Source organism: Hyalangium sp., assembly GCF_045802625.1.
Taxonomy (GTDB): domain Bacteria; phylum Myxococcota; class Myxococcia; order Myxococcales; family Myxococcaceae; genus Hyalangium.
The window spans coordinates 42,970-55,070 of record NZ_JBJMQP010000082.1 but is presented as its reverse complement, the minus strand read 5'-3'; the positions used below and the strand labels follow the sequence as shown (position 1 = coordinate 55,070).

At 64.4% G+C, this 12,101-nt stretch carries 9 protein-coding genes and 1 pseudogene; 8 read left to right on the top strand and 2 right to left on the bottom strand.

From position 1 onward, the window contains the following. Positions 1-1,346 (bottom strand): FAD-dependent monooxygenase (locus ACJ8AT_RS15745; RefSeq protein ID WP_407738551.1); only part of this gene is annotated, 1,346 nt, incomplete at its 3' end. Here ACJ8AT_RS15745 and ACJ8AT_RS15740 point away from each other — a divergent pair. The 5 genes from ACJ8AT_RS15740 to ACJ8AT_RS15720 all read left to right on the top strand — a co-directional run bounded on the left by ACJ8AT_RS15740 (position 1,345) and on the right by ACJ8AT_RS15720 (position 8,130). Next, positions 1,345-4,944 (top strand): NAD(P)-binding protein, encoded by a 3,600-nt coding sequence (locus tag ACJ8AT_RS15740; protein WP_407738550.1) that lies wholly within the window; start codon positions 1,345-1,347, stop codon positions 4,942-4,944. The genes ACJ8AT_RS15745 and ACJ8AT_RS15740 overlap by 2 nt on opposite strands. Before the next feature lie 56 nt (positions 4,945-5,000). Next, positions 5,001-5,771, top strand: a complete 771-nt coding sequence (locus ACJ8AT_RS15735) for an NAD-dependent protein deacylase (RefSeq protein WP_407738549.1) — start codon at positions 5,001-5,003, stop codon at positions 5,769-5,771. Positions 5,772-5,962: 191 nt separating this feature from the next. After that, positions 5,963-6,736, top strand: a complete 774-nt coding sequence (locus ACJ8AT_RS15730) for an SDR family NAD(P)-dependent oxidoreductase (RefSeq protein WP_407738548.1) — start codon at positions 5,963-5,965, stop codon at positions 6,734-6,736. An 82-nt stretch (positions 6,737-6,818) separates the two neighbouring features. After that, positions 6,819-7,088, top strand: a complete 270-nt coding sequence (locus ACJ8AT_RS15725; RefSeq protein ID WP_407738547.1) for a hypothetical protein — start codon at positions 6,819-6,821, stop codon at positions 7,086-7,088. Between the two features lie 64 nt (positions 7,089-7,152). Next, positions 7,153-8,130, top strand: coding sequence for an MBL fold metallo-hydrolase (locus tag ACJ8AT_RS15720; RefSeq protein ID WP_407738546.1), 978 nt, complete (start codon positions 7,153-7,155; stop codon positions 8,128-8,130). Between the two features lie 42 nt (positions 8,131-8,172). Here the strand turns inward: ACJ8AT_RS15720 and ACJ8AT_RS15715 are convergent. Further along, positions 8,173-8,487 (bottom strand): annotated as a pseudogene (locus ACJ8AT_RS15715) (helicase-related protein); the annotation flags it as partial. 292 nt (positions 8,488-8,779) lie between these two features. Between ACJ8AT_RS15715 and ACJ8AT_RS15710 the strand changes: the two are divergent. From ACJ8AT_RS15710 to ACJ8AT_RS15700, 3 genes are all read left to right on the top strand, one after another. Further along, complete coding sequence (locus ACJ8AT_RS15710; RefSeq protein WP_407738545.1) at positions 8,780-10,177, top strand: hypothetical protein; 1,398 nt, start codon at positions 8,780-8,782, stop codon at positions 10,175-10,177. 359 nt (positions 10,178-10,536) lie between these two features. Beyond that, positions 10,537-11,400, top strand: coding sequence for a hypothetical protein (locus tag ACJ8AT_RS15705; protein ID WP_407738544.1), 864 nt, complete (start codon positions 10,537-10,539; stop codon positions 11,398-11,400). A 126-nt stretch (positions 11,401-11,526) separates the two neighbouring features. Then, the gene (locus ACJ8AT_RS15700) at positions 11,527-12,003 is read left to right on the top strand and encodes a hypothetical protein (protein WP_407738543.1); all 477 of its coding nucleotides are present in this window, start codon (positions 11,527-11,529) and stop codon (positions 12,001-12,003) included. Positions 12,004-12,101 lie beyond the last annotated feature (98 nt).

Genomic DNA, 12,101 nt, shown 5'->3' with positions numbered 1-12,101 from the left:
CCCGTGTATCGGGCATCCACCCGCCGAACCCGCTCTGCCCACGGAGTGATGTCGAAGGCGCCCGGCTCGCCGAGGTTGAGGAAGACCGGCCGGGCCTCGTGCAGCAGCGAGAACACGCGCTTCGGACCGCTCTCCGTGCTCAGCTCGAGGTCGGGCATGCGACGCCCGAGCAGCGGGTGCCCCGCACCGAGTTCGTAGTGGACGTCGAGGCCCGACATCATCGCGGCGTACCGCTTGCGAGGCTGCTCCATCTTCAGCAGCTCGGCCATGTTCTCGCGCAGGGCCTCGGTGCGATCGTCGCCGCGGCCGAGCGCGATCTGGGCCATCGTCAGGCGGAGCACGCGGGCCCCGATGGGGTGCCGCTCGGCGTGGTAGGTGTCGAGGAGGGTCTCCGGCGAGAGGCCCTTCACCACCTGCGCCAGCTTCCAGCCGAGATTCACGGCGTCCTGCACGCCGATGTTGAGTCCCTGTCCGCCCGTGGGGGCATGCACGTGCGCCGCGTCGCCGGCCAGGAGCACCCGTCGCTCCCGGTAGAACGCCGCCTGCCGAGCCATGTCGGAGAATCGGGAGAGCCAGGTCGGATTGCGAACACCGAAGTCGGTCCCGTAGACCGCCATCAGCGCCGCGCGCAGATCCTCCAGGGTCGGCTCGGTTCTGTTGTCGGCCTGCGGCTCGACCAGCACGACGCCGGCGCGCTTCCCGTCGTCGAGCTTGCCGATGGCGTTGACGCCCTTGTCTCCACGGCGGATGCCCCACGCGGGCTCCTCGGTCATCTCCACCTCGGCGATCAGGAAGCTGGTCGACGCGTCCCAGCCGGGGAACTCGATCCCGGCCTGCTTGCGAATCAGGCTGCGGCCTCCGTCGCACCCGACGAGGTACCTCGCCCGGAGCGAGGCGCCGTCCGACAGCTCGACGTCGACGCCGGTGTCGTCCTGCGCGAACCCCGTCACCTCACGCCCTCGATAGAACGTCACCGGCAGCTCGGCGACCCACTCGGCCATGATGCGCTCGATGCGAGCCTGCCTGAGCGCGAGCCCGTAGTTGTGGCGCGTCGGGAAGTCGCTGATGTCGAGCGGGATGAACGAGAAGCCCGCGACCTGCATGATCTGCCCCTGCGAGAGGAAGCGCTCGGCGACGCCCCGCTGATCGAACACCTCGATCGTGCGGGCGTGCAGGCCGCCCGCGCGTGACCCGGGGAGCTCCTGGTTCACGCGCCGCTCGACGACGGCGACGTCGATCCCCGCCAACGCCAACTCGGCTGCCAGCATCAGGCCCGTCGGGCCGCCTCCGGCGATCAGCACTGCATGGTTGTTCGTGGCCACACTGCGTCCGGATTCGTTGTGCATGGGTTCCTCCGCGCCCGCTGTTTTTCGCGTGCGGCCGGCGTCTGTGCCTCACAGAGGGGGTCTTGTGGCAATCCCCCGGTCGTGGCATACAACTGGATGTAGCAAGGGGGAGATGTCGCGTCCCGCATGCGCCTCCCCGAAGCGAAACGCCCCCTCCAAAGACGGACCTCTCAACGACGAGACGACATCGAGCGTGCGGCCATCTTTGCCCATGAGCGCAGGCGTGCGGCCCGCGCCGCGCATGCCAACGACAGGGAGGGCCGGTGCATTGACAGCGCCCGCGCGATCTTGCGACCGTCCCCCGGTGAAACGGAAAATCGCTGTGCTCGGAGGCGGCATGGCCTCCCTCGCCGCCGTGCACGAGCTGACGAGCCTGCCCGGGTGGCGCGATCGCTACGAGATCACCGTCTACCAGATGGGCTTCCGCCTGGGCGGCAAGGGCGCCTCGGGCCGTAACGCCGAGGCCCACCACCGCATCGAGGAGCACGGGCTGCACGTGCTCTGGGGCTTCTACGAGAACACGTTCCGGCTGCTGCGCGAGTGCTACGAGGAGCTCGGCCGCCCTCCTCGCGCGCCGCTCGCCACCATGAGCGAGGCGTTCCTCCCGCACGACTCCATCGTGCTTCCCGAGCGGGGAGGGGACACGTGGTCCTTCCGCTGGATGACCTCCGTGCGCAACAGCGGCGTGCCCGGGACCGGGACGCATGTGCTGGCACCCTGGGAGTACATCACCCGGTTGCTTCGCTTCGCCGAGGCCCGGAGCCTGGAGCTGCTCGGCGCCGTGGATGGAGGATTCGCGGTGCGCCTCCGGGAGCTGCTCGGCGCGGAGCTGCCCGGGCTGCGCCGCATGATCGAGCGGCTCGGGCAATCCGTTGGCAGCCGGGCCTCGGCCGTCAAGGAGGCCCTGGAGACCACGGTCCGCAAGGGGCTGGGGCGCACCGTGGTGGCGGCTGTCGGCGCCGCGCAGACGCTCTGGGAGCTCGCAACCTCGGTGGCTGGCTTGAAGGTCGCGGAGCTCATCGCGGCCGACACCGGCCGGAAGTCCTCCTTCGAGGGCGAGCAGGGACGCCGCGAGGTGCTCGTCCTCCTCGATGTCGTAGGCGCGAGCCTGCGGCGCTACCTCGAGGACGAGAGCGATCAGCAGACCGTGGGGACCGAGGTCGATCTCCTGCTGACCCTCGTACGAGGCCTCATCGCCGATGGGCTCGCGACCGGACCGCGCGACTGGTTCTCGCTCGATGACGAGAGCTTCCGGCAGTGGCTGAGCCGCCATGGCGCGCGGCCGGAGAGCGTGAACTCCGCGCTCGTCGAGGGGCTCCACGCGGCGGCCTACTGCGGTGGGACGGAGATCGGCGCAGGCACGCTGACGTATGCCCTGCTGCGGCTGGCGTTCACGTACCAGGGCGCCATCCTCTACAAGATGGCGGCGGGCATGGGCGAGACCGTCTTCGCGCCCCTCTATCAGGTGCTCGCGCGCCGCGGTGTGCGCTTCGAGTTCTTCCACACCGTCGATCACCTGGAACTGTCCGAGGACCGTCGCCGTGTGGCGCGGATCGTCATCGATCGACAGGCCACGGTCCGCAAGGGCCCCTACCGGCCCCTCTACGAGGTGGACGGCCTGCCATGTTGGCCCACCCGGCCCTTGTACGATCAGCTCGAGGAGGGCGAGGCGCTGCGGGCGGGCGGCCATGAGCTCGAGGACTGGTGGGGCTCGTGGCCAGCCGTCGAGCGGCGCGTGCTGCGCGACCGCCAGGACTTCGACATGGTGATCCTGGGCATCTCGCTGGGCGCCTTGGGTGAGGTCTGCCGCGAGCTCGTCGCGGACGAGGGCAACCCTCGCTTCCGCGCCATGGTCGAGCACGTGCGCACCGTGCCGACGCAGTCGGCGCAGCTCTGGTTCAACGTCGAGCTCGAGCGGCTCGGCTGGCGCGGCGGCAGCTCCATGGTCATTCCGTTCGCCAGCCCGTTCGACTCGTGGGCGGACATGACGCACCTGCTCACGCGCGAGCAGTGGCCGGAGCGCTCGCGGCCGGGCTCGCTCGCATACGTGACGTCCCGGCTCGATGAAACCGAGCCCATTCCTCCGCGCGGACCGAGCGACTACCCCGCGCGCCTGCGGGCCCGGATGGCGGAGAACCTGGAGGGCTGGCTCGGCCGCCGGGCGTGGGGGCTCTGGCCCAGGGCCACGAGCCGGCACGATCACCGGGAGCTCAACTGGCACTGGCTCCACGATCCAGAGGATCGCGACGGGCCAGCGCGTCTCCAGGCGCAGTTCGTGTCTCCGCTCATGAATCCCTCGGACCGGTATGTGATTGCCGCGCCGGGGACCAACCGCCATCGCCTCCGGCCCGGCGAGTCGGGCTACGAGAACCTCGTCCTCGCGGGTGACTGGACGCTGACCAGCCTGAGCATCGGCTGCATCGAGGCAGCGGCGTTGGCGGGCAATCGCGCCGCGGCGGCCATCGACGCGGCCGTGCGTCCGGCGATCGGAGACTGGCTGACCGAGCTCGACGCGGGCGGCCGGCGCGGAAGCGGGGAGGCCCCGGTGGTCATGCTCGCACGGAAGAAGGCGCCCCCTGCCACGCGAAGCGCTACTGGTGCCACCGCGATCCGGGCTGCGCGGGATCTGCCGCGCTTCGTGGTGCGTGATGGGGCGCTCCTGGCCACGCCGCCCATCGCGCTCGACATCGATGTCACCATGTTCGTGCTCCGCGCGGATCCCGCGCGCCTGCAAGCGGTCTGTGATCAGCAGCTCAACCTGGGTGGGCCCGTCCGCTATCGCCCGTTCGCGCCCGTGGTGGTGCTGTATTGCGCGAGCGTCGACAACCATCCGCTCGTGGAGCGCCTCGGGTGGGTGCCCGAGATCGACTTCGGGATCTGGATTCCGCTCGTGGCGGGGCGGGAGGAGCGCGGCGTCTTCCGGCCGGAGCGCGTGGTGACCTACACGCCCTACATCTGGGTGAGCAATGACGTGGCGCTCAACAACGGCCGGCTCTTCTACGGGTTCCCGAAGGATCTCGGGACGATGGTGGTGCCGCGCCGCGCGGAGGATCCCGCCGTGTTCTCGCTGGACACCTGGGTGATCCCGACGTTCGGGCCGAAGCACCCCATCGAGCACCGGCGGCTGCTTGAGGTGCGGCGCACCGACGGTGGCCGGGAAGGGCCGCTGCGCGAGCTGCGGCGCGCGGGCGAGGTGATGGCCCGGGCGCTCGGCGCCGTCGCGGGGCTGCGCGACAACCCGGCATTGGCCTGGTTCGGAGGGCTGGATGTGTTGCGCGGGGTGTTCGACGTCGAGGCGCGCGGCATGAAGATGGTCTTCCTCAAGCAGTTCCCCGATGTGGAGGACGGCCGGCGCGCCTGCTACCAGGCCATCGTCGAAGGGGAGGTGCGGATCGTCGGAGATGTGGAGACAGCGCTCCTGCCGGGCTCATGGGAGGCCACGATCCACACGTACGACAGCCACCGGCTCGTGGAGACCCTGGGGCTGTCGGTGGTGCGCGAGCAGGGGCGCTCCCGGGTGCTCGCTCCGCTCGCGCAGGGCACGGCGCGCTTTCCCGCCCGCATCGAAGAGGGCCAGGTCATCTGGGAGCACCGGTAGAAGGTGAGCCCTCTGGGGTTTCAGATCCTCGTGCCGCCTGTTGATACACTGATGGCATGGAACTCGAAGTCACGCGCGTTGTCGCGGCGCTGTCTCAGGCTCGCAGTGTCTTGTTCATCACCGGCGCTGGCATCTCCGCGGAGTCGGGCCTGCCTACGTACCGAGGCATCGGCGGGCTCTACAACGACCAGCACGCCGAAGGGGGCATGCCGATCGAGGAGGTCATGTCCGGCCCGGTCTTCCGGCGCCGGCCCGAGCTGACCTGGAAGCACCTTCACCGCATCGAAAACGCCTGCCGGGGCGCGAGCTTCAACCGCGCCCACGAGATCCTCGCCCTCATGGAGGGCTGCTTCGAGCGCTGTTGGGTGCTCACCCAGAACGTGGACGGGTTCCACCGGGCGGCGGGCTCGAAGAACGTCATCGACATTCACGGAGACCTGCACGACCTGAGCTGCACCCGCTGCGGCTACAAGGAGCGCGTGAAGGACTACTCCCAGCTCGCGCCCTCCCCATTCTGTGCCCGATGCGGCGGCGTCATCCGCCCGGACGTCGTCCTCTTCGAGGAGATGCTGCCTCCCGCCAAGACGGATTTGCTCCAGCAGGAGCTCGATCGGGGCTTCGACGTGGTGTTCTCGATCGGGACCTCCAGCGTGTTCCCATACATCACCTTGCCGGTGGTGGAGGCCGCCTCGCAAGGCAAGGCGACGGTGGAGATCAACCCCGGGCGTACCTCACTCTCGGAGGTCGTGGGCGTGCGGCTCGCCACGAGCGCCGTGACCGCGTGTGAAGCCCTGTGGGCCGCGCGGGACAAGTGGCGCCACGCGTAAGCACTCGGGTTGATGACGCCAACGGTCAAGAAGAGCGCGGCGGAGCTGTGGGGCAACACACAGCTTCCATGTGAAGCGATTCACAGCGGTCGCGAGGCCTCCTGTTTAAGGTTCATCCCATCAGGGCCAACGAGACACCGGCCCTGGTGAACGGATGTTCGTGCCAGGCACCTACAACAGGGGGACGTGTCATGAAGCGCTTACAGAACAAGGTGGCGATCATCACTGGCGGTGGGAGCGGCATCGGCGCGGCGACGGCAGCCCTATTCGCCCAGGAGGGCGCCAAGGTCATGGTGGTGGGGCGGACGCAGGAGAAGCTGCAGAAGACGGTGCAGGCCATCAACCAGGAGCACGTGGGCTACTGCGTGGCGGACGTCTCCAAGGCCGAGGACACCCAGCGCTACCTGCGCGAGACGGTGCAGCGCTTCGGGGGCGTGGACGTGCTGGTGAGCAACGCCGGAGACGGCGGGTTCTTCAAGCCCATCACCGAGTACTCGGTGGAGGACTTCGACCAGCTGATGGCCACCAACGTGCGCGGGGTGTGGCTGTCCGCCAAGTACGCCTTCCCGCTGCTGAGCAAGCGGGGTGGCGGCAGCATCATCATCACCTCCTCCATCGCGGGGCTGGGCGGGTTCCCCACGGCCTCGCCGTACGTGGCCAGCAAGCACGCGGTGATCGGCCTGGCGCGGGCGCTCTCGTATGAGGGCGCGCCGCACCGCATCCGGATCAACGCGGTGTGCCCTGGCGCCACGGACACCAACATGGCCGCGGAGATGCACCGCCAGCTGGCTCCGGGCAACGAGGCGTACTCGCGCGTCTGCATGGAGAACCGCATCCCGCTCAAGCGCTATGGCACCGACGAGGAGATTGCCCGGCTCAACCTCTTCCTCGCCAGCGACGAGAGCAGCTACATGACGGGCGGCGTGCACGTGGCGGATGGAGGCTGGTCCGCGGGGCTCATCTGAGGGCTGGGCGCCACAAAATGCGAAGGGCCATGTAACCGCTCAGGCCCCCCTTGCGTAGAAGGTGGGAACCCGGAGGACACACATGGCTATCTGCCCACAAACCCTGGCCCAAGACATCCTGCACTCCACGCTGAAGGCGCGCGGTCTGGCTCAGCAGCAAGCCGACATGCACTACGCCAAGATGCAGTCCATGGCTCAGCAGGAGGAGGTGGCGCGGCGCGTCAACGCGCCACCTCCCCGGGCGGAGCTGCCTCGCGCCTATAAGGAAGTGGCCGGGCTCACGGATGGCTTCGACACCGTCAGAACGGACAGGGCGGCCCAGGCGCGGCTGCTTGGATGCAGGCTGAATTAGGGACCCAAGAGGGGGGAGCTGAGGCATAACCCCGGCGGTTTCACCCCCACCTTGGAGATTCCTGATGACGATTCGTACTTCCCCCTGGCGTGCCGCGATCGCCGCGGTCCTCACGGCCGCGAGTGGCGCCGTGCTCGTGCCGGCCACCGCTCAGGCCGCCGCGCCCCAGGTCAAGACCCAGGCCCCCGGCTACTACCGCATGATGCTGGGCGACTTCGAGGTCACCGCCCTGTCCGACGGGACCGTGGACCTGCCGATGGACAAGCTGCTGACCAACATCAAGCCCGGCGAGTTGGACAAGGCGCTGGCCCGCTCGTACCTGAAGACGCCCGTGGAGAGCTCCACCAACGCGTTCTTGATCAACACGGGCACCAAGCTGGTGCTGGTGGACACCGGGGCCGGCAACCTCTTTGGCCCGACGCTGGGCAAGCTGCAGGCCAACCTGAAGGCGGCCGGCTACCAGCCGGAGCAGATCGACGCAGTGCTGATCACCCACCTCCACCCGGATCACCAGGGCGGGCTGATGGCGGGTGACAAGCTCGCCTTCCCCAACGCCACCGTGCACATGGCCAAGGCCGAGGCGGACTACTGGCTCAGCGCCGACAACATGAAGAAGGCCCCCGCCGATGCGCAGCCGATGTTCCAGCAGACCACGGCGATGCTGACTCCCTACAAGACGGCGAACAAGATCAAGACCTTCGAGGCCGACACCGAGCTGGTGCCCGGCATCAAGGCCATGGCGACCCCTGGCCACACGCCCGGCCACACCGTCTACGTCGTGGAGAGCAAGGGCCAGAAGCTGATGCTGTGGGGTGACCTGATGCACCTGGCGGCGGTGCAGTTCGCCGATCCGTCGGTGACCATCCAGTTCGACACCGACTCGAAGGCTGCGGCGGCCCAGCGCAAGAAGGCCTATGCCGACGCCGCGAAGCAGGGCTACTGGGTGGCCGGCGCCCACATTCCGTTCCCGGGCATCGGCCACGTGGGCGTGGAGGGCAAGGGCTACGAGTGGTTCCCGGCCAACTACACCACCAAGTTCTAATGCGGCGCCCGAGCGCTGAGCGGCCGGGGCTCCCTCCGGCGCTCAGTGCACGGTCCGGGTGAGCGGCTCCTCCTCGTCGTCCAGCCTCTCGCGAGGCGAGTCGCCACCCGCCAGCAGCTCCAGCAGATCCTTCGTGGTCAGCCGCGCCGCGACGTTCGTCCCTTCGAGGACGCCGGCCACGAGCGCGCGCTTGTCCGAGTGCAGCGAGAGGATCTGCTCCTCGATCGTCCCGCGAGCGATCAGCCGGTACACCGTCACCGGCCGTGTCTGTCCAATGCGGTGGACCCGATCGGTGGCTTGATCCTCGACGGCCGGGTTCCACCACGGATCCAGATGGATGACGTAGTCGGCGGCGGTTTGCTCAGTACAACCGAACTTCTCCGCTAGGCTCTTCAACGTCCTGTCTGAGTGCAATAACGACGAGGAGGCTCATGCTAATGGAGCACGGCGAGCTCCCATCGTTCATCTGGCTTGTGGGGGAGCCAGCTCATACAGCCCCTGCTCGCTTGAGTGCTGTAGAGCCATCCGTTCTTAGGCTTGATCATTAATGAACGTTCACCGTAGGATAAGCCAGCCACGGAAATCGTTCTTCCGCATGCCCGTTTGGGCAGACGATCTCTGGACGGAACAAGCCTTGGAGAACGATGACATGAGGACACCACTGTTGCTTGCGAGCCTGCTCGTTTGCATTCCATTCGCGCAAGGATTTGGTGCCCAGGCTAGGAGTACCACCGTCCCTGGTTCTGATGCGGAAGGTATAAGCACCGGCACGGCAGCCACACCTGAGACAAGCACGGACTCGACGGGTCAGCCTCCACCAGTCCCTGGAGACAAGGACAAAGACTCAATGGAGGAGGCGTGCTCTGAGCAGATGAAGAACCTACCTGGACATTGCCAGAAGGCCACGATCACGGTGGGCGAACCGCCCTGTACGCCAACTGAATGCGATGACAACTCAGGAAGAAGTTCCGTCTACTTTGTCCACTCATTCTTAGGCGGCAGCGAGTGGGAGGAGATAAAAGCCAACTACATGAGGATGCGCGATTTCAAAGCGATCCACTCAAAGGAGAGACAATGGATGAAGGCAGGTCTAGGCGACATGATCTCTGTGCATGTTGCCAACCATCAAGCACTGTCCAAGAATTTCGCGGATTGTGATAAGATCGTACTCTTTATCGACCGCATGGCCATCGAGGGACTGCACCCAGAGTCCTGCGACAACCTGACGGGCTCCGTGCGGTACCGACTCGACCGAACCGAAAGCTCGGAGGACGTCTGGCGCGTGCTGCTGGGCAGACCTTCCAGCAGTCAGCGCCAAGTGAGTATCAGCATAGGCTTGTCCAATCGTGATCCGATCCAGACATCAGTCTACGACTTCCAGCTTGTGGCGGTTCCCAAGCTGGGGTTTTTCATTTATCTCAGCAGCATGGTTGTGCTGTTGGTGGTGCTGCTGCGGCTCTGCAAGCGCACAGGGTTGATCCGGGCTGGGGTGGGGGATATCGAGAAGCGGCCGTACAGCCTCTCGCTTTTTCAGATGGTCTTCTGGCTTTATCTCGTGGTTGGGGCCTACGTCTTCATCTGGATGGTCAACGGAGAGCTCTCAAACCTCAACGAGTCGGTGCTCGCGATGATGAGCATCGGGGCCGCGACGGCACTAGGCTCCCAGGTGATCGATATAAACAAGGCGACTGCGCGCGGGATATCGCCCGCTGGTCCGTCACCGGACACCCGCCAGCCGCTGGAACTCATGAGGTTCCTTGAGGAAGTCCTGAAGGACGAGAATGGCAACATCTGCCTCCATCGCTTCCAGCTCTTCGTCTGGACGCTCGTACTGGGTGTCATCTTCTGCCGGTCGGTTTACAGCACTTTGGAGATGCCGGAGTTCAGCGTAACTTTGCTGGGCCTGATGGGTATCAGCTCAGGGACATACCTCGGCTTCAAGTTGCCCGAGGGCAGCAAGGTGGGTTCCCAGTCAGCGACGCTCCCGCCACCACCAGCGACTGCCCCGGCGACAAAACCCGCGGAGCTCGGGATGCCCAAAACGTAGGACAATTTGCTTGGTGAACCTGCTGCCCGTGGTGGAACTTGGTCTAAAGAGATTGAGCAGGAGCAAGCAGGCGGACTGTCTGGCCAGGACCCAAGTCCATCAGCACTCAGCGCAACACCCTCTTAAGTCTAAGACTTAGATGTTGCTCAAACGGGCCTCGGAGAATTGGGGCTCTATGCCTAGTGGCAGATTAATCGCGCCTTGGTGAGTGGTGGCACATCGGTAACTACCTCTCGTATGCAGACAGGTGAGGAGCAGTGATGCACAAAAGGAAGTTCACAAGGGGCTATTGGGTGGTGCTTGGAATAGGAGTGGGAGGGTTGCTGTGGAACGGGTGTGGATCGCAAGCACATGAGGAAGTGGAGACCAACGAAGCAAAGTTCCAGGCGTGGGTGCAACAGGTTCATTCCCCCGAACTCAATGCGTACGTTGTAGAGGGAGATATCCTTATCTCTGATCTCAGCGACCTCAAGGATTACTTCGATCGCCACCACAACCATCAGCAGTCTCTTCCGGCATTACCACAAGAGGGCGATCTCGCCCGTCAGAGCACTCCTCTTACCGTCAATCAGGTCTGTAGTGAGAACTGCAGTGAGAACTGCGCGAATCCAGTCGAATGCAACGACGATAGGTGGGGTGATGAGCAGAAGAGGCAACTTACCTATTGTGTGGCTGATGCTTTCAACGAACACCATGCCGAGGTTGTAGAGGCACTCCAGAGCGCGGCGGAGAAGTGGAGTGATGCCATCGACGTGCAGTTTATCTACAAGGCAGATGAGGACACCAACTGCAAAAGTGAAAACGAGAACGTCGTGTTCGTGGTTCAACCGACCAACGACACAGGGTCCAATGCCTATGCGCCTTTTCCGAGTTCGATAAGGGGAGAACACAAGCCATTGTTCTTCAATTGGGTAAAGCTCAAGATGGATGTGGAAGGAAGTAAATGGAAGACGCCGGGCGGAATCGCATTGCATGAACTCGGGCATGTTCTTGGCTTCCAACACGAACAAACAAGTCTGCAAGGAGGACCATGTCAGGAAAGACAACAAGGTGAAGGTCCACCCCTCAGGATGCGCCTGCTGAGGGAGAAATACGATGCTCACTCCGTGATGCATTACCGCAACGGGTGCGGTGATCCGACGTTTTTTGTGGATTATGCCCTGACAAAGGAGGACATGGACGCAGCGATAGATATTTATGGACCGAGTCCCACGAGACGCTAGCATTTGACCTGATGCCGTCCCGGAACCCCACTCCTCCCGGAACCCCACTCCCCTGAGTGACACAAACGAACTTAGCGGGCAATTTTACAGATTATTGAGATTCGTTCATACAAAGGAAGTGCGCCGATGCCGTCCGAAAATAACGTCAAAATCATATTTAATAAAGATAAAAATGAGTACTTTTTCACGAGTGTTGTCACTGGCGCGGTTGTATCGAATTTGACAATGAAAGTTCACGAGGAACTTAGTGTCGCCTCTGACGTGGATCATGATGTGGCTGTTTGGTTTTTAACTACCGGTTCTTCTCTCCCCAAGCTAGTGGCTGGAAAAAATAGCAGATTTTCGGATAATGATAACTGGGCTGGGAGGGTGAGTGCCCCGGATGGATGGGAGATCATCGTTGTTTATCGCAAGGACGCCGGTAAATACAATCCTCGCGTGGTGAAATACGCTCCTGATGGCACGGACCCAAATTTCAACCGCACGGATTTCGAATACAAATATGAGATCCGTTTTGCCAAGGTTACAGATCAATCACCCTATCGGGGTGACAAAGGCGGAGGAGGTGAGGGCTCGGCAGGAACGCTGACCGTTTCAAGGTAGCCCAAGACCGCTAATACTAAGCCAGGGAAAGTAAAGCCGTTCAGTGGGGGCCTGTCCCGAGGCCGATTTCTCGGCCTGAGCAGTGGTCTCGCTGTGCG